This window comes from Paenisporosarcina quisquiliarum (assembly GCF_027563315.1).
In the GTDB taxonomy this organism is placed as follows: Bacteria; Bacillota; Bacilli; order Bacillales_A; family Planococcaceae; genus Paenisporosarcina; species Paenisporosarcina quisquiliarum.
This window is the reverse complement of sequence record NZ_JAMKBJ010000004.1, coordinates 176,554-195,194: the sequence shown is the minus strand read 5'-3', so window position 1 is coordinate 195,194 and position 18,641 is coordinate 176,554. Positions and strand designations below refer to the sequence as shown.

Sequence of the window (18,641 nt, the reverse complement as noted above, 5' to 3'; positions counted from 1 at the left end):
GGAGGAGGAAACAGCATGAAAATCAAAGATTATCTCGTCTTAGTTTCAGTCATCATGATTGTCGTGATGATGGTTATTCCTCTTCCGCCACTATTGTTGGATTTCTTGATTATGATCAACATCAGTCTTTCGCTGACGATTATTTTAGTCGCGATGAATACAAAAGAAGCACTTCAATTCTCTATCTTTCCAACGCTACTGTTATTGACCACTTTGTTCCGTCTCGGATTAAATGTATCGACGACAAGATCGATCTTAACGAATCAAGATGGGGGACAGGTTATTGAAACCTTCGGATCATTTGTTGTTGGGGGAAGTGCCATTATCGGGATACTGGTTTTCCTGATTTTGGTCATCATTCAGTTCTTGGTTATTACGAAAGGATCTGAGCGTGTCGCGGAAGTTGCAGCTCGTTTTACACTTGATTCTATGCCAGGGAAACAAATGAGTATCGATGCCGATCTTGGTGCAGGAATGATTTCCGATCAGGAAGCAAAGAAGCGTAGAGAAAAGGTAAGTCAGGAAGCGGATTTCTACGGAGCGATGGATGGTGCCAGTAAGTTCGTCAAAGGGGACGCGATTGCAGGGATTATCATTACCCTCATCAATATTCTCGGTGGCTTGATGATTGGTGTCATCGTTCACAAATTGCCATTCGGAGAAGCGGCAAAACTATTTACTTTATTGTCGATCGGAGACGGTCTCGTAAGTCAGATTCCGGCATTGTTGATTTCAACAGCAGCCGGCATCGTAGTGACGAGAGCCGCTTCTGAAGGCAACTTAGGTACAGATATTACAAGACAACTCTTCGCCTATCCAAAGATGTTGTATGTAGTAGCCGGAACGCTCACTTTATTTGCCGTGTTTACGCCAATCAGTCCGCTATTAGTTTTTCCGATAGCCGGACTTGTAGCCTTCGGTGGATATAAAATGCAGCGCACTTTGAATGCTGAAGAAGAGGAAGAAAAAGAAGCTTCTTCTCACGATGGACAGGAACTGGAAGGATTGAAAAGTCCTGAAAGTGTTGTTGACCTACTTCATGTGGATGCCATCGAGTTTGAATTCGGCTACGGCTTGATTCCGATTGCAGATAAAAATCAAGGCGGGGATTTACTGGACCGAGTCATTATGATTCGCAGGCAATGTGCCATCGAACTGGGCATCGTGGTACCGGTCATCCGGATCCGTGATAATATTCAACTCTTTCCAAATCAATATGTCATTAAAATAAAAGGCAACCGTGTAGCTTCGGGTGAAATTATGCTTGATCATTACTTGGCGATGAGCCCAGGAATAGACGATGAAAGCATCGAGGGTATCGCGACGGTAGAACCGGCATTCGGAATGCCAGCTTTATGGGTGAATGAAGAAATGAAAGAAGAAGCAGAAATGGCTGGTTATGCGATTGTCGATCCACCTTCTGTTGTCTCAACGCATCTTACAGAAGTCATCAAGAAGCATGCCCATGAACTCATTGGCAGACAGGAAGTTAAATCCCTCGTTGAAAACATTAGGGAAAACTCTCCTGCAGTGGTAGAGGAATTAATTCCTAACTTAATGGCGATCGGGGAAGTGCAAAAAGTTTTAATGAAGCTTCTGAAGGAAAAAGTATCGATTAGGAATTTACTCGTTATTTTGGAGACATTGGCAGACTACTCTTCTCAGACGAAAGATACAGATGTATTGACGGAGTATGTGAGACAAGCTTTATCCAGACAGATTACCTTGCAATATACGAACCCGAATGAAGCCTTACAGGTGATTACGGCAGGTGCAAGCCTTGAGAAGAAGTTTGCAGAGTCTGTGCATCGTACTGAGCAAGGAAGCTACTTATCGATTGACCCTGAAGCATCACAAACCATTTTTCAAAAGATTTCCGAACAAGTTACTCAACTTCAGCAATCAGGCGTACAACCTATTTTGCTGACATCACCTGCAACCCGCATGTATATGCGCCAATTCGTCGAACGATTTGCACCGGATCTTCCCGTCCTTTCCTATAATGAATTGGAACCGGAAGTTGAGATCCAAAGCGTGGGAGTCGTCAATATCTCCGGAGGGGTGGGAAGTTTCTCATGAGACTGAAAACGTATGTCGTCAATAATATGACCGAGGCTATACCCATGATCAAAAGAGACTTGGGTCCTGACGCTCTGATATTAAATACAAAGCAAATCAAGACGGGTGGTTACTTAGGCTTTTTTAAAAAAGAAAAACTTGAGGTAATTGCCGCAGTTGAACCAACACCTAGTGAACCAAAGCGTAACGCCGAAAGCATCAAGCCTCAGATTCAAGCTGTTGAAAAGAAAATGGATGAGGATATTCAGGTGAATGAGAATGAATCAGTTATGCCGGGTGATAAGCAAGAGGAACATCTGGATGAACTGATGAGTGAACTGAAGAGTCTTAAGCAATTCATGTTCCAGGCAATCGATGAAGACCGCTTACCAGAGGCATTAAAAGCGCTGAATAAAAAATTCAATGCACAAGGAATAACTGAAGAAGTTCAGTCTGAGATCATGGCCAAGCTGATGCTTGTTTTAGAAAAGCAGCCCAATACATCTGGAGAAAAACTTCAAACTTTAGCTAAAAGAGAAATAATAAAGTTAATCAATGCTCATAAAAAAAGACCGAGCAGAAGAAAAGTCGATATCATTTGTTTTATTGGACCAACAGGAGTAGGAAAGACCACAACCATCGCTAAAATAGCCGCCGATTATTTATTAAGTGAAGATAAAAAAGTGGGACTGATTACGTCAGACACATATCGTATTGCGGCAGTAGAGCAATTGAAAACGTATGCTGGCATTTTGAATATCCCAATCAGAGTCGTGGAATCTTCAGCTGATCTGAGTGCGGCAATGGATGATTTAAGCGATTGCGATATCATTTTGATGGATACGGCAGGCAGAAACTATCAACAAAAACAGTATATCGATGACCTGAAGCAGATGCTTCCGGACAGTAAGAAAATACAAATCAATTTAGTTTTGAGCCTAACTTCTAAGTATGAGGATATGACGAAAATTATTGATAATTTCGAAACGATTGTAATGGATCAGCTGATATTGACTAAAAAAGATGAAACCAGTTCTTCAGGTGCCATCCTGAACTTGATTTATCATTATTCAATCCCAATACGATATATTGCCAATGGTCAAAGTGTTCCTGACGATATCCTTACCGTAACTCCTGAGTTAATAGCAAACTTCGTATTAGAGGAAGATGAAAATGTTTGATCAAGCAAAACAATTAAGGGAAAAGGTGCTGCATAAGACACCCAAGAAAGAGAAGAGACAAACCCGGATAATTGCTGTTACCAGTGGTAAAGGGGGAGTCGGCAAATCAAACTTCGCATTGAATTTTGCTTTGAGTCTCGTTCAACAAAACAAAAAAGTGTTGATTTTTGACGTTGACTTAGGATTTGCAAATGTTGATGTATTACTTGGCAGATCCAATAAAGAATCCATAGCTACCATGATTGAAAAGGATTTATCTATTTGGGATATTATCGAAGAAGGGCCGAATGGCTTGTTATTTATCTCAGGTGGTTCAGGTTTCAATGAAATGTTCAGCCTAGATGAATCGAAAATGAACAAATTTTTTAGTGAATTAAGTTCAATTCAAGGTTCAGTTGACTACATTATTTTGGATACAGGTGCGGGATTATCTTATGAAAATTTACGTTTCATTCTCGCAGCAGATGATGTCATTTTAGTCACGACACCAGAGCCTACATCAATAACCGATGCTTATTCTATTGTGAAGATGGTCCATGCCAAAGATCAAAACGTCCATATGAAACTCATCATCAATCAATGTATGAGTGATAAAGAAGGAAAACAAACAGCCGATAACTTTAAAAAAGTGACGGAGCAATTTTTACATAAACAAATCGAAACTTTGGGGTTTATCCCAAGTGATTTGCATATACCAAATGCCGTAAAAAAACAAATTCCGTTTCTACTGGCATATCCAAACTGTCATGCTTCACAGGCTATGCACCATGTGACAAGCGAATTTCTTCAACTTCCTGTTTCTTATAAGCTTGGGATTAAAGGGTTTTTATTAAAAATGCTTTTTAAATAGATTCTGTTAAACGATTTGTTGATTTTGTTCCATGCGGACGCTTTCCGCGGGCGGTCCGATAGCCTCCTCATTCGCTTTGCTCACTGCGGGGTCTAGTCTGGACACGCTTATCCCGCTGGAGTCGCCGCATTCCACTACAATCATTAAAGAGAACTGGTATAGGACATAACTTACGATTTAGTGATATGGAGTAAAACAGCGGAGACTCCAGCAGGAAAAGCGAAGTGCCGAAATCCACTCGGAAGCTAAGTCCGAGTTAGTTCGGTGCAAGCCTGTGGAAAGCGTAGCTGTTTTACGGAGTATCAAAAGCAACATTTTAAATAGCCTTTAAATAAACGCATAAAGCATTCTTATAAGTGGGGGTGAAACTCATGTTGAACAATAAATTGTCGAAAGAAGAACTGGCCTACTGGGGAAATTGGCAAAAAGAGCGAGACCCCCAGGCGGGAGAATACTTAGTCGAGCGCTACCTTCCATTGGTTGATTATATCGTCCAGAGGTTTATGATCAGTTTGCCTAAAACAGTCGATAAGGACGACATCCGTAGTTTCGCATATGAGGGACTGCTTGATGCATTTGATAAGTTCAATATGGAAAGAGACATGAAGTTTGAAACATATGCGTCATGGCGAATCAAAGGAGCAGTCATTGATGGACTTAGGCATAGTGATTGGTTACCGCGTTCCGTTCGGGATAAAGTGAAAAAAATCGAAAATGCGTACGCCATTCTGGAGCAACAGAAAAATGAGTCTGTTACTGATGAGGAAGTCAGTGATTATTTAGGGATTACAAAATCCGAACTGAACAAAACCGTATCAGAAGCGGCTCTGTCCACCATGATTTCCATAGATGAGACTGTTTACGATGATGATCAACAAGTCGGAAAATACGCGTTGATTGAAAACGAGCATGCAGAATCGCCAGAACGCCACTTAACAGCACAGATGATTAAAGAATCATTATCAAATGCGATTGGACGTTTGCCTGAAAAAGAGAAGCTTGTCATTTCGCTCTGTTATTTCGAGGAACTGAAATTAACTGAAATTGCAGAAGTGCTCAGTGTCAGTGTATCCCGAGTTTCCCAAATGCACTCCAAAGCAATACTTCGTTTACGGGCAGCCACACTTGCCATACACGAAAACTATTGATTGTAAAATGGTATAGAAGGATAAGGTGATACTCTTGGATTGGTTTCTGATGGCGATGGTTATTTTAGTTATTCTGGTGAATATCCGATCATTTCTTGTATTGGCCGAATTGAAACAAAAAAGGGCTCAGATGATAGAAGATATAAACGCGATTCACGGAAGTATGGAAGAATTCGTGATGAGCGTGGAAAAAGAAAATGATGAACTGTATCAAAGATTTGTCGATCATGTACAAATGAAAGATAGCAAAATCGTTGAGAGAATTCGATTGTTGGAAGAAAAACTCAATAATGAGATGGCAGGGAGCTCCCCCATGAAACTTCAACAAGAGCAACAAGACGATGAAGCTCACGTTTACGTTGCTGCTTCTGAGGTCCATGAACAAGAAAACGATAAAATGTTGAAATTGTATAAACAAGGTTTTTCTGAAAAGCAAATTGCCAAGGTATTGCAGATGGATCTGGGAGAAGTGGAACTTGTCCTAAATATGTTCAAAAAAAAGCAAAGTTATCAAAAGTAGAATGAGGTGTTTCATTTGCGTATTGGAATGCAAACGAACTTTTCAAACGACCGGATTTCTAAAAATGCAGTGGAAAGTAAGACATCCGATTCTTTTGCCAACGTGATGAGGAAATCACAGAATAAAATGCACTTGGATTCTTTAAATCAATTAATGTCTCGTGTGGATACACAAGGGCAGAAGTTGGCAAAACAAAGAACCCTTGAAAATCTCTTAGATTATAAAAATTTAGTCAAACAGTTTATTGGGGAATCCTTAAGTTTTGGGATGCAGTTGTCCGAAAAACAAAGCTTTAATCAAAGTGGTGGAATGAAAACGCATCAATTAGTGGAAGTGATTGATCAGAAACTTATTGAAGTACAGGATGAAGTGCTAAATAATGAAAATGAAGGTCTTAATACGCTGCGTTTAGTCGGCGAAATCAAAGGATTGCTCATTAATTTATATATGTGAAAGAAGTTATAAAAAAAGGGGAGAAACAAAATGAGCGAGAATCGTCGCGAATTTTTTCGAGTGATATTTCATCAATCGATTGCTGGAGAAATTTCATTGGATGGGGCAATTTTCTTCATGCCGGTAGAGATTGAAAATGTAAGTGTGAGAGGCTTGAAATTCATCTCATCTATGGATATTCCATTAGAGAGACAAGTAACCTGTCGTTTTGAAATTTTAGGCAGTCCTTTTTTATTGGAAGGATCCATTATCCGTAAGTCCGTAAGGTTGCATGATATTGAATACGGCGTAGGATTTGAAGTGAACCAGGATACTTCTTCTGAGTTGTTCAAGCAATTAAACTATTATCAAATTCGTCAACGTAAAGGAAATCCTATGGAAATGGATTGAATCATTTCCTTGTAACACACTAAGACCCGATTCAGGAACAAAACCTGAACGGGTTTTTGTATTTACAGCATGCGGTGTATACTTGGTTGGAGACACTTGTCATAATTAATAGGTTGAATCTAGGTTTAACTATTTGAATTAAATTACTGCTTGGAGGAAATAAATTTATGTCAGATTTACCTAATTGCCCAAACTGCAATTCAGCCTATACTTACGAGGATGGGAATATGCTGGTTTGTCCGGAATGTGCACATGAGTGGACGTTGGAATCGAAAAATGAACAGAGTGCAGAAGATAAAGTGGTTAGAGATGCAAATGGCAATGTATTGAATGATGGTGATTCCGTAACCGTCATTAAAGACCTGAAAGTTAAAGGCAGTTCATCTGTCTTAAAAATCGGAACAAAAGTGAAGAGTATCCGTCTGGTTGATGGTGACCATGATATCGATTGTAAAATTGATGGTTTTGGAGCTATGAAGCTGAAATCGGAATTTGTTAAGAAGAACTAAATATCACAAGAAAAATCCGCTATCTCGTCAATTCGAGTCAGCGGATTTTTCTTAATAAAGTTTTAATCGTCAGCTCATTTTTACGGCATTCGGGTTAAAACCTTTAGCACCTGAATCTAACAAGTCAAAGAAGTGCCACGGGGAGCTATAATCATCTCCGGGTCCAAAAACATCGTTCGCGATCAAAAAGATGGAGCCGTCGTCATCTTTTTTAAAGGTAGAGACACCAGGATATTGGTAGCCATCTTTTTCAAATCCCATATCTTTTTTGAAACTATTGTTTATCGTCGAAACCATAGGAAATGGCCAATTTCTTTCGTTAGCGAAAGATGCTTGAACATCCGGAGAATCGGGAGTAGCTAAAACAAATGGTGCTTTATGTGCAAGATAATCGTAAACTCCGCTGAATCCATCCGCCCACATCGTGCAGTAGGAACAGGATTTCCCCATATTTTGAACGACAATTAATTCATTGCGGTCTCCAAAAAGTTCAAGTAAAGAAGTGGATTGACCGTCACTTTTTATAAACTCGTAGTTTTTTACAGGTACATATGGAGCAGCTTTTTTTAATTTCTTTAAGAGTTGCTTTTTCTCTAGGATTTCTTTCTCTAGTTCTTCAATTTCAGAATTGATTTTTAACATTTCGAGCACCCTCTCTGATTGGCAAGTAATTGATGTATTCTCCGTAAACATAAAAATCTCCTGTATTTCTAGAGCTCATGCTCCTATAGGAAACAAGACGAACGGCTCATAAATACCTGCCAAAATCCATATAAACATAGAGACAAGGATCGTGAGGGTGATTTAAATGTCTTCAATTTGGGCGATGGGCACAATATTTACTGCCATCGGTTTTGGTTTAGGAGGAATCATTGCTTGGGGGATTAAGGGCCTTAAGAAGAACACGGATGCTGTCCTTTGTTTATGTGCAGGGTTGATTCTTGGTTTACTGAGTTTTGAAGTTGCACCAGAAGCTATTGAGCTCGGCAATTGGTTTACTTTTATCGCAGGGGTTTTAGCAGGAGTATTCTTGTTCAACTTTTTGCACGGATTCTTCAGAATACATAAAGTGAGGGGGAAGGGTGGCAAACAGACAGCCGCTTTTTACACCGGCTTGCTGTTGCTGCTTGGCATTTCCATACATAACATTCCTATAGGAATCAGTTTAGGCGCTGTTCAGGACACAAGTTTATCTCGATCGATCCTCCAAATGATCCTCCTGCATAATATTCCAGAAGGATTGATCGTCTTTACGCCATTACTGATAGCGGGTGTTCACAAAAGAACCATGCTATTACTTTCAGTGCTCGTTTCGTTACCGGTGGGAGCGGGTGCTTTAATAGGGAGTAATTTAGAAATGCCCCATCCTCTTCTCTGGTCTGCTTTTATCAGCCTGTCTATTGGAATGATATATATGGTAACGGTAAAAGAAATTCTGATTGAATCCATCCATGAGGCTACGTTTAAACAAATTGTCATAATGACGCTTCTTGGCTTTTGTTTAATTGGTGCATACTTCACTTTAATTTAATTTTCTCTAACTTATCATTAATTAATCCCCGCTGATAGGAACATACAGCGGGGATATTTGTGTTGGAGAACATATTTTCCGAGTTAACTTATTGCCACTTTGGAAGAGGCAAGACGATTTACGGAAACAATCAGCAACAGAGAAATAATTAACATAAGAAGGGAACCACCGATTACGACTGCTTGTACTGAAAACCAGTGTGCCGCTATCCCAATAGTTAACACGGCTAGCAATTGCAACGAATAGACAAGCATTCCGTATAAACTTGAGATTCTTCCCATCATTTCGATTGGGATGTTTTCTTGGATATAGGTTGTGAAACCCGTATTTGCGAGTGCTAATGAGAAGCAGAGAATGAAAAACCCGCTACTTGCCATTACGTAGTTCGTGGAAAAACTATAAACTACGTACCCAATGGATACCAAAATGGTTCCACTGGACATCAACTGTTTGGCAGAAGTGAACTTGACCAGCATATTCGTACTAATAGCGCCCATCAAAAATCCAATACCTGCGACGCTTACAAGTGAACCGTAGGCAGCATCTGTTAAATGAAGTACTTCTTTCGCAAAAGCCACCTCAGTTGAATCAAGCGCGGCTGTTAACAACATGACCATTTGAAAGACCATATAGACGACAACAAAAGGGAAAGCCGTTTTACTGAACTTCCAGACTAAATGCCAATCCTGTACGATAGTACTCCAAGTAAAGTTTGTAGATTCAGATGAGTTTCTACGGCTATGTCCCGGGAGCAAATAGATCAATCCAGCCGACAATAAAAACATACCAGTGTTCACAAACAACGCCATTTCAAGAGAGCCTAGCATAAATAATATCCCCGCAAGAGCAGGTCCCAAGATGAATGCGCCAGAATGAACAAAACTAAGCTTAGCGTTGAATTGCTTTCGCTCGACATCTGGTAATTGCGACGTCATATAGGTAAAAGAGGCTGGCTCAAACATGGCACCTGCCATTTGAATAATCATCACAATCGCATAGATAGCCCATATGGGATCTAGAAAAGGAATGAACAAAATGAGTGATGCCCGCACTACATCGAGGATAATCATCAAGCTCCTCGTTGACACACGATCAATCACACTGCCCGACCAGAATCCCATGAGCATAAACGCAAACGGTTTAATCATATACAGGATCGCAACTGCCAATGCGGAACCTGTCCGATCAAAAATCATTAAGTTGATGGACAATAAATAAATCCATCCCCCAATATTCGCTATTCCAACGGCACTTAAATAATAAGCATTGAATTTCCATTTAGGTAATTTCATTTCATAACCCTCCGACATGTTTTTTGCAAATAAAAAAATCTCACCTCCAAGACGATTTGTCTTGGGGACGAGATTAACATGTCGTGGTACCACCCCAGTTTGTTCTGATGTCACCATCAGAACCTTTTCAAGTACGGCACGATTTTCATGCTTATACTTTAGCTCTCTAACGGGAGCATCCGTCACACCATCCCCCTAAAACTCAAGGTTCCCATGTGAAGCTCAGAGTCTTGTTTCAATCAGTGAATGCTTACCCTTTTTCAGCTACCAGGGCTCTCTGTTCAAGAATTCAGATGACTTACTGTTCTCTTCATTGCTTTTAATTTTGGATATCATAACATAAGGAATCTCTTCTTGGAATCTATTTTTTCTAATTACTCAACTTTCTCCCTGATGCAAACGCCAAATGTTGCTTTTACAACGTCAACTTCGATTATTCCTACGTCAACGCCGAAAATTCCTACGTCAACCTCGATTTTTCCTACGTGAATGCTAATCTCTCCTACGTCAACGCCATTTTCAAATCAATAGTGGGAAGGCTTAAAGTCCAAAGCGAACCGGAACTCTTTGTCTTAGTGATTCTATATAAATCACAGCGAAAGTTGAATAATAATTACTAAAACAAAAAATTTCATTGTAAATAAATAACAATACATGCCACAATCTAAGTATGTGTATTTTAAGGGAGGGTTTTTATGGAACTGTTGATCATTAGGCATGGAGAATCAGAAGCAGATTTATTAGGCGTACATGAAGGTAGAGCGGACTTTCCCTTAACGGAGATGGGGGAGAAGCAAGCGAGTAAAATGGCAACCTACATAGAAAAGTATTATCGACCAAACATCATCCTAACCAGTCCATTAAAAAGGGCTAATAGGACAGCCAGCCTATTACAAGAATCGATAGGCTGCGAATTAATCGTGGAGAATGATTTGATGGAATTTAATAATGGAGTACTTGCTGGATTATCAAGGAAAGAAGCGGCGATTAAATACCCTTTACCTGAAGGAGGAAGACCAGCTCATGTCCCCATTCAAGATGGTGAATCTGATTTAGAATTCCGTTTCAGAGTAGAGGGCATCTTTCACAAGATCTTGTATGAATATCAACATTATGAACGAGTGGCTATTGTGTCTCACGGTGGAACGATTTCAAATTTCTTAAAAGCCTTTCTCAAACAACCGATGAATTGTGAATTCATATTTCCGACAGGTGATACAGGCATTCATTTACTTGAAATAAAAGAGAACGCTCGAATCATCAGATTCCTGAATAAGCAGGAACATCTTAACGGGATTGAAGCTAATGTCTTAAACGAGTGATGTTCAATATAGAGCCTCATTCTTTTCTAAAGTCGTACGTATCCTTATGAACATCGAGGTTCATCCCATTAATGGAGACAATATGATCGTTAATCCACTCAATCTTGCCTTCTTCTATTCGGTAGGACCAATACATATTTCGTTTTTGATCGTTCTTATTATGATAAATCACTTCGCCCCTGACAGCTGGTGCAACGGTAGAATGGCTATTGATAACATAAGTCAGGACTGTATATTCTCGAGTAGGGGAAACTTCCTCGGAGAGCAATTCACCCTGAGGTATCCGATTAATATTAAAGAACAAATGATTTATGATCAGAACTAAACCAAATATAAGAGAACCGAATAGTAAACAAAAATATGCCGTTACTTTTAATACTGTCCTTTGCTTGTTAGACATGGTTTCCACTCCTCTTTAAGAAAGAAACGTATTCGTGAGAAAATGGTTTCCATTGCAATGGAAATACCTATTCAGATTGTTTAAAGTTTCGTGTTTTTAGTAGCCGTACAAGGTTTTCATATTCTCTGCCCCACATTAATTGTGGGGCTTTTTATGTTTCCTAGGCATTTTGACCGCATTTAATAGATAGGTAAATATAGACAGTATTATCTGATAATTACATGGTAAAATAGGAATATCTTATTTAATTGTTGGAGGTAGGAAGTGAAAATAAAACGAAAGATTTTAATTGGAATGACGACATTGGTCATGTTTACTGGGACAAGTTTGACGACTTTACCTGAAGAGTCGACTGTACAGGCAGCATCTTCGTATTCGAGTTTACAAAGCTCAGTTAATACGATTATGAGAGATAGTAGAATGACAAGTGCTTTATCAAGTGTAACGATCCGTAAAGCTTCTACAGGGGAGATTGTGTACCAAAAGGATGCAAATAAAGGGATTACACCCGCTTCAACTTTAAAAAATCTCACCGCCTCTGCCGCTTTGGAAACACTTGGAGAAAACTATCGTTTTTCCACGGACGTTCTGACAAATGGATCCGTTTTAAACGGAACGTTGTATGGAAATCTGTATCTTCGTGGAAGAGGGGATCCGACTCTATTAAAAAATGATTTTGATCATTTTGCTTCCATTCTGGCTAATCGCGGAGTAAAACGACTGTCAGGTCACATTATCGGGGACGATAGTTGGTATGATGCGGACCGACTTTCAGCTGGAATTGCAAAAGAAGACGAGTCTTATTATTATGCAGCACAAATATCTGCTCTAAGTCTTTCACCAAATACAGATTATGATGCAGGTTCGGTTATTGTTGATGCCAAACCTTCAGTGAATGGCCGAGCCGCAAAAATTACGTTAACGCCTGCAACGGGCGTTGTTCGCATTGTCAATTTATCAAAAACAGTTCCTAAAGGATATAGTAATACGTTGAAAATCAAACGCGAAGTCGGCACGAATAAAGTCGTGATCACAGGAAATGCCCCAATCGGATCTTATGGTAGAAAAGAATGGATTGCCGTTTCCAATCCAACAGCTTATGCAATGGATGTTTTCAAGAGGTCTTTATCGTCAAAAGGGATTACGTTTGTTTCAACTTCAAAAGTCGTACGAGGCACTACACCTAGCACTGCACGTGTACTCCTTTCCAAAAAATCGATGCCATTAAAGGATCTAATGGTTCCATTTTTAAAGTTAAGCAATAATACACACGCAGAAGTTTTGGCAAAAGAAATGGGTAAAGTTACATATGGAAAAGGTAGCTGGGATACCGGTCTGAAAGTCATGCGAAATTATGCATCTTCAATTGGCTTGAATACGAACCAATGGGTATTTGAAGACGCATCTGGAATGTCACATGCCAATAAAATACCTTCAAGTGAAATGTCCAAGCTACTGCTTAAAGTTCAATCAGAACCTTGGTATGGAACATTCCGTAAAGGACTGCCGATAGCAGGTAGCTCTGAACGATTTGTCGGTGGAACGTTACGAACGCGAATGAAGACAGCACCTGCTAAAGGAAATGTCATTGCCAAGACAGGGAGTTTGGATAATGTCAGTGCGTTAGCTGGTTATGCGAAAACAAGAAATGGTGAGTGGTTAATCTTCACTGTTCAAACGCAAAATACAAAATCCAGCACGGTTCCTGTTCTCGATCGCATAGCAACAGTTATTACGAATACAAATACATCTCAATAATGTTTTGGCTGCATCGTTCAATCGATGCAGCCTTTTATGATGCTATGACGTTTTATATAAAGGAATATGAAAAGATAGCTAGAATCATCTATTAAAGAGAAAAATTGGGGGAACATCATGAAATTACGAATTTTGCACACCAATGACCTACATAGTAATTTTGACAATTTCTCAAGAATGGCCACACTTATTTCAACGTATAAAAATGAAAACACGATCACCCTCGACGGTGGAGACTTTGCGGATTTTAAGAGCATTGAACTGCAAGGGACTAAAGGCATCGCAGCCATTGAATTGCTAGAAGAAGTGGGCTACGACGCACTGACCATAGGAAACAACGAAATGTTCAACGGCGTGGAAACGCTCGAGCATATGGCGAGTCATAGTTCGGTTCCTTTTATCAGCAACAATTTGGTAAAAAAAGAATTGAGTAATCTTAAGGGAGTAGTTTCGAGTACAATTGTGGTGAAAAACGGTCTTCGGATTTTGATTACCGGCTCATCTCCGGATATGGGGGTTTTCAATGAGGGTTTAGGAATCCATGTATATCCGTTTAAAGAGATGATAGCCAACGAAATCAAACACAATGAAGGACACTATGACCTATGTATATTACTGAGCCATATAGGGACTGTGGCTGATGAAGATGTGGCTAAAGATATTCCAGAAATCGATATCATCCTGTCTGCGCATGATCACCAGCTTTACAGCGAAGCAAAAATTGCTCATGGTACCATCATGAACAGTGCAGGAAATTACGGGGAATATTTAGGAATCGTGGACATTGAAATAAGTGCAGATAAGGGCGTGGAATTGATCTATTCAGCTACGCTTCCGACAAAACAGGCAGAGATTGATGAGCGGATCGTATTTATTATGAAAGAAAATAAAGCAAAAGCCATAACGGCATTGAGTCGTCCTCTATATGATCTTAAAGAGCCGCTTTGGCATGATGTGTTGGAAGAAAACCCATTAACGAATCTAATTGTGGATGGATTAAAAGACATGTTGGGTTGCAAGATCGGATTAATGAACAGTGGCATTGCGAATGCAGGTCTGTTCCACAATATCACCAATAAGAAGTTGATTGAGGTTTGTCCTTCTCCTTTAAATCCGACTTCATTTGAAGTGAAAGGCAAAGATATCAAGTTGGCGTTGGCGCAATCATTAGATGCTCAGGTATGTTTGGCTGACGGCAGAGGACCTGGGTTTAGAGGGAAATTCGTGGGCAGACTCCATATTTCCGGAGCTGACATTTTGCACGATGGCAAAACGATAAAACGTGTGATGATAGGCGAACGCGAAATGGAGGATGACATTTGGTATACAGTGGCAAGCTCCGATTACTTACAACGTGGTTCGGGTTATCCATCACTTGCTCATAACCGTAATGATCGATACAGAGCGGAAGAAATCAAAGATGTGATCCGTGAGTACGCAAATCAATCAGACTTTGTGGAGCGGGCAAAGGTGAACCGTTGGAAACAACTAACGACTGTGAATGTGTAAATGTAAAAATACATTCTTTAAGTTCGGCGAGTAGGTTCAAATAAAAAAGCACGTTTTTTCGGAGGTCTCTTACATTACAAGAGACTCTGCGAAAGTCGTGCTTTTTCTTATGAATTAAATCAGTATGTTAAAACAACCCAACTGCATTGCCTGCTGCATCAATGTCCATTTTTAACGCAGCGGGTTGTTTTGGCAATCCTGGCATTGTCATGATATCACCTGTTAGGCAGACTAGGAATCCTGCACCAAGTTTTGGGATAATATCGCGAATTGTAATCGTGAAGCCTTCTGGACGTCCGAGAAGGGAAGGTTGGTCTGAAAGGGAATATTGTGTTTTTGCCATACAAATAGGTAAAGCGTCCCAACCATATTTCTTCAGTTCGTTTAATTTTCTCTTCGCGTTATCAGTCAGTTGCACGCCAGCTCCACCGTAAACTTGCTGAACGATAACACGTAGTTTTTCTTCGACAGAATCGGTTTCGTCATAAAGTAATTTGAACTCTGTTGGTTTCATAAGTTCCTGTTGCACGAGCTTAGCCAACTCAAGTCCGCCTTTACCACCTTGTTCCCAGACATTTGTCAAAGCAATCTTCACACCGTTTTCTTGAGCCCACTCCATAATCGCATGCATTTCATCTTCTTGATCTGTCATAAAACGGTTTAAAGCGATGACAGGCTCAATGCCAAACTGACGGACGGTATCCACATGTTTAGCCAAATTGGTCATTCCTCGTCTAACCGCATCAGCATTTGGGTGCGTCAATTCATTTTTCGCGACACCACCATGCATTTTCAATGCGCGAACCGTTGCGACAATGACAACGGCATCAGGATGGAAATTCCCTTTTCTTGATTTGATGTGCATGAATTTCTCCGCACCTAAATCCGCTCCGAACCCGGCTTCTGTCACGACGATATCCGCAAGTCTTCTCGCTGTGTTGGTTGCCATCAAGGAGTTACAGCCATGTGCAATATTAGCAAAAGGACCGCCGTGAATAATGGCTGGAGTTCCTTCAATCGTTTGGACCAAGTTCGGCTTGAAGGCGTCTTTTAATAGCATCGTCAAGGCACCTTCGACACCTAGCTGACGAACGGTTACGGGTTCTTTATCGTATGTGTATGCAATGACCATTTGCGCAAGCTTCTCTTTCAAATCTTCCAATGAAGTAGCAAGGCAAAGGACGGCCATAATTTCTGAAGCTACAGTGATGTCAAACCCATCTTGTCTAGGGACTCCCTGCAGGGGGCCACCCAATCCGATGGTTATTTGTCTCAATGCACGGTCGTTCATATCGAGTACGCGTTTCCAGGCAATTCTTCGTGGATCGAGATTCAGTTCATTTCCTTGATGTAAATGATTATCGATAAAAGCTGATAGTGCGTTATTGGCAGTCGTGATGGCGTGTATATCTCCCGTGAAATGAAGGTTGATGTCTTCCATTGGCAATACTTGTGCAAATCCACCACCAGTGGCGCCACCTTTCATGCCCATAACTGGCCCTAAAGAAGGTTCACGCAAGGCCACAATGACCGATTCTTTCAACTGGTTAAAAGCGTCAGCCAATCCGACTGTTACAGTCGATTTCCCTTCTCCTGCTGGGGTCGGACTTATCGCCGTAACCAATACGACTTTTCCATTTTTCGTTGCAGGTGGCAGGGAAGAAACGTCAATTTTAGCTTTGAAATTGCCGTAAAGTTCCAGTGCTTTTCTAGGGATTCCCGCTTTATCGGCGATTTCTTGGATTGGTAACATAGTTGCGCTTGTTGCGATTGATAAGTCTGTAAACGGCATGAATTTCCCAACCTTCCATATTCCTTTTAGTAAAACTTTAATTGATTCTGCTGAGCGAAATGGTTCTTCTGTGAACTTTCCTTACGATTTAATAACCATATCATTTTTGCTAATCATTTATCTCTTAAAATGACTCCCTAAAATCTCTTTTTGACAATACTAACTTACAAAATTCACAGATTCAAGTGATTTTTAAGTTAAATATCGAACGATGTCGTTATTTTATTAAGAAACATTCGCCTTTTGGATACTTCGCATAAAGAAACTAATCATATGTAAGTGCTTTTTCCAAGATAGTCTGAAATGCATTCGGAAAATAAAATCTCTCCAAGTATAACAAGCGTGTGATAAAAGTGAATTGCGGGTATACCTAATCTAAATAAACATATTCTGAGGAGGTATACCTATGTTTGAACCCAAGAACAAAGAGAAAAAAGATGAAAGAATCAAGACGCGTAAGGAAACGGAGAAAAAGAATGTAAAACTTTCTTCAAATGATATATCGGAAGAAAAGAATGAAAATACGGAGACAGTGGTCACACAACCACGTATCGGTACGGAAGGTCTTTAAAAACAAAAGCGAACTCATTGGAGTTCGCTTTTTTAATGGCATCGTAGAAGTCAGGCGAATGAGATTTCACTCGAAACATCCATGTCAGATGGTGTATAATGCAACAGTAAGCAAGTCATTAACTACCGTTTTAGTAATAGTATGATATAGATACATATACGTGAAAGAGAGTGAAACGATATGGGACGTAAGTGGAATAATATTAAAGAAAAGAAAGCTTCAAAGGATTCAAATACAAGTCGTATTTATGCAAAATTCGGCCGCGAAATTTATGTGGCAGCTAAACAAGGTGAACCGGATCCAGAATCAAACCGTGCACTTAAAGTTGTTCTTGAACGTGCTAAAACGTATAGTGTGCCAAAAACAATTATTGATCGTGCCATTGAAAAAGCAAAAGGTGGTTCAGAAGAAAATTACGATGAACTTCGCTATGAAGGCTTTGGTCCAAGCGGCTCAATGGTCATCGTTGAAACACTGACAAACAACGTTAACCGTACAGCTTCGGATGTACGTGCGGCATTTGGTAAAAATGGTGGGAACATGGGTGTGAGCGGATCGGTTGCCTACATGTTTGATGCAACGGCTGTAATTGGGATTGAAGGTAAATCGGCTGATGAAGTATTTGAATTGTTAGTGGAAGCTGACGTTGATGTGCGTGACGTTTTGGAAGAAGAAGAATCAGTTATTGTATATGCTGAGCCTGATCAATTCCATGCTGTGCAAGAAGCATTCAAGAGCGTAGGGATTACTGAATTCACAGTTGCTGAACTGACGATGCTTGCGCAAAACGACATTACACTTGAAGCGGATGCTCAAGCGCAATTCGAGAAAATGATTGATGCAATTGAAGACTTGGAAGACGTGCAACAAGTCTATCACAATGTGGATCTAGGCGAATAAATCATAAAAAAGCCGTACCCATACGAGGGGAACCTTGTATCGGTACGGCTTTTTAAATTGGAAAAGGGACATACCCGATTGGGCATGTCCCTTATTATATAAGATAACATAAGCTCTGAATGATATTTTTCATCCCGAATTATTCGGGGAATAATTTCCTAAGAAAGTGTTCCTTGCTTTCCGTGCCGCGGTCATTTGTCCACTGGGTGTCTTCCTTAAGCAACGTAAACCCTACCTTCTTTTACGTCCTTGCGACCCTATAGTCGCGCCAGTGTGAATAAGTTTAATCAAAAACATCGAGTAGATGCCAGAATTTCAAATACTATTTGCTATCTTACTTGTTAACTAAAATATTATTGCATATGCAGTCGTTTTTGTCAATGAATGAGCAAAGTACCGTAAAAAGAATCTGCTTTCCTGTAAACTAAAATCCTTTTTCTCCGCTAAATCCCTAGGT

The 18,641-nt window shown here is 40.1% G+C and carries 18 protein-coding genes and 1 other annotated feature; of the genes, 14 read left to right on the top strand and 4 right to left on the bottom strand.

Going from position 1 to position 18,641, the window contains the following annotated elements; translation table 11 throughout:
* The first annotated feature begins 15 nt into the window (after positions 1-15).
* The 8 genes from flhA to M9R32_RS06830 all read left to right on the top strand — a co-directional run bounded on the left by flhA (position 16) and on the right by M9R32_RS06830 (position 7,109).
* Positions 16-2,079: a flagellar biosynthesis protein FlhA gene (gene flhA, locus M9R32_RS06865; protein ID WP_269925993.1), complete on the top strand. Its 2,064-nt coding sequence runs from the start codon at positions 16-18 to the stop codon at positions 2,077-2,079.
* On the top strand, positions 2,076-3,239 hold the full coding sequence (gene flhF / locus M9R32_RS06860; RefSeq protein WP_269925992.1) for a flagellar biosynthesis GTPase FlhF: 1,164 nt from the start codon (positions 2,076-2,078) through the stop codon (positions 3,237-3,239). The genes flhA and flhF overlap by 4 nt, the downstream gene beginning before the upstream one ends.
* Positions 3,232-4,089 carry a MinD/ParA family protein gene (locus M9R32_RS06855; RefSeq protein ID WP_269925991.1) on the top strand — a complete coding sequence of 286 codons (858 nt, stop codon included), beginning with the start codon at positions 3,232-3,234 and terminating at the stop codon, positions 4,087-4,089. The genes flhF and M9R32_RS06855 overlap by 8 nt, the downstream gene beginning before the upstream one ends.
* A gap of 371 nt (positions 4,090-4,460) precedes the next feature.
* Positions 4,461-5,237 carry a FliA/WhiG family RNA polymerase sigma factor gene (locus M9R32_RS06850; protein ID WP_269925990.1) on the top strand — a complete coding sequence of 259 codons (777 nt, stop codon included), beginning with the start codon at positions 4,461-4,463 and terminating at the stop codon, positions 5,235-5,237.
* A gap of 25 nt (positions 5,238-5,262) precedes the next feature.
* The gene (locus M9R32_RS06845; RefSeq protein ID WP_269925989.1) at positions 5,263-5,757 is read left to right on the top strand and encodes a DUF6115 domain-containing protein; all 495 of its coding nucleotides are present in this window, start codon (positions 5,263-5,265) and stop codon (positions 5,755-5,757) included.
* Between the two features lie 15 nt (positions 5,758-5,772).
* The gene (locus tag M9R32_RS06840) at positions 5,773-6,210 is read left to right on the top strand and encodes a YaaR family protein (RefSeq protein WP_269925988.1); all 438 of its coding nucleotides are present in this window, start codon (positions 5,773-5,775) and stop codon (positions 6,208-6,210) included.
* Between the two features lie 30 nt (positions 6,211-6,240).
* On the top strand, positions 6,241-6,600 hold the full coding sequence (locus tag M9R32_RS06835; protein ID WP_269925987.1) for a PilZ domain-containing protein: 360 nt from the start codon (positions 6,241-6,243) through the stop codon (positions 6,598-6,600).
* 167 nt (positions 6,601-6,767) lie between these two features.
* Positions 6,768-7,109 carry a zinc ribbon domain-containing protein YjdM gene (locus M9R32_RS06830; RefSeq protein WP_269925986.1) on the top strand — a complete coding sequence of 114 codons (342 nt, stop codon included), beginning with the start codon at positions 6,768-6,770 and terminating at the stop codon, positions 7,107-7,109.
* 69 nt (positions 7,110-7,178) lie between these two features.
* Here M9R32_RS06830 and M9R32_RS06825 read toward each other — a convergent pair whose 3' ends face one another.
* Entirely contained in the window at positions 7,179-7,751 is a 573-nt protein-coding gene (locus M9R32_RS06825; RefSeq protein ID WP_269925985.1) for a DUF899 family protein, read from the bottom strand.
* 166 nt (positions 7,752-7,917) lie between these two features.
* Between M9R32_RS06825 and M9R32_RS06820 the strand changes: the two genes are divergently transcribed.
* A complete protein-coding gene (locus M9R32_RS06820) occupies positions 7,918-8,640 on the top strand; it encodes a ZIP family metal transporter (protein ID WP_269925984.1) in 723 nt (240 codons plus the stop codon).
* A gap of 83 nt (positions 8,641-8,723) precedes the next feature.
* On the opposite strand, the gene M9R32_RS06815 is transcribed toward M9R32_RS06820, so the two are convergent.
* A complete protein-coding gene (locus tag M9R32_RS06815) occupies positions 8,724-9,932 on the bottom strand; it encodes an MFS transporter (protein ID WP_269925983.1) in 1,209 nt (402 codons plus the stop codon).
* Between the two features lie 60 nt (positions 9,933-9,992).
* Positions 9,993-10,255, bottom strand: a binding site (T-box leader).
* Positions 10,256-10,627: 372 nt separating this feature from the next.
* Between M9R32_RS06815 and M9R32_RS06810 the strand changes: the two genes are divergently transcribed.
* On the top strand, positions 10,628-11,254 hold the full coding sequence (locus M9R32_RS06810; protein WP_269925982.1) for a histidine phosphatase family protein: 627 nt from the start codon (positions 10,628-10,630) through the stop codon (positions 11,252-11,254).
* A 16-nt stretch (positions 11,255-11,270) separates the two neighbouring features.
* Here the strand turns inward: M9R32_RS06810 and M9R32_RS06805 are convergent, their stop codons facing one another.
* Positions 11,271-11,654: a DUF5412 family protein gene (locus M9R32_RS06805; protein WP_269925981.1), complete on the bottom strand. Its 384-nt coding sequence runs from the start codon at positions 11,652-11,654 to the stop codon at positions 11,271-11,273.
* A 264-nt stretch (positions 11,655-11,918) separates the two neighbouring features.
* On the opposite strand from M9R32_RS06805, the gene dacB reads away from it, so the two are divergent.
* On the top strand, positions 11,919-13,412 hold the full coding sequence (dacB, locus tag M9R32_RS06800) for a D-alanyl-D-alanine carboxypeptidase/D-alanyl-D-alanine endopeptidase (RefSeq protein WP_269925980.1): 1,494 nt from the start codon (positions 11,919-11,921) through the stop codon (positions 13,410-13,412).
* A gap of 117 nt (positions 13,413-13,529) precedes the next feature.
* The gene (locus M9R32_RS06795) at positions 13,530-14,921 is read left to right on the top strand and encodes a bifunctional metallophosphatase/5'-nucleotidase (RefSeq protein ID WP_269925979.1); all 1,392 of its coding nucleotides are present in this window, start codon (positions 13,530-13,532) and stop codon (positions 14,919-14,921) included.
* 127 nt (positions 14,922-15,048) lie between these two features.
* On the opposite strand, the gene M9R32_RS06790 is transcribed toward M9R32_RS06795, so the two are convergent.
* The gene (locus tag M9R32_RS06790) at positions 15,049-16,713 is read right to left on the bottom strand and encodes a formate--tetrahydrofolate ligase (protein WP_269925978.1); all 1,665 of its coding nucleotides are present in this window, start codon (positions 16,711-16,713) and stop codon (positions 15,049-15,051) included.
* A gap of 406 nt (positions 16,714-17,119) precedes the next feature.
* Here M9R32_RS06790 and M9R32_RS06785 point away from each other — a divergent pair, with 406 nt between their 5' ends.
* Positions 17,120-17,284: a hypothetical protein gene (locus M9R32_RS06785; RefSeq protein ID WP_269925977.1), complete on the top strand. Its 165-nt coding sequence runs from the start codon at positions 17,120-17,122 to the stop codon at positions 17,282-17,284.
* Between the two features lie 180 nt (positions 17,285-17,464).
* Entirely contained in the window at positions 17,465-18,184 is a 720-nt protein-coding gene (locus tag M9R32_RS06780) for a YebC/PmpR family DNA-binding transcriptional regulator (RefSeq protein ID WP_269925976.1), read from the top strand.
* The last annotated feature ends 457 nt before the right edge of the window (positions 18,185-18,641 follow it).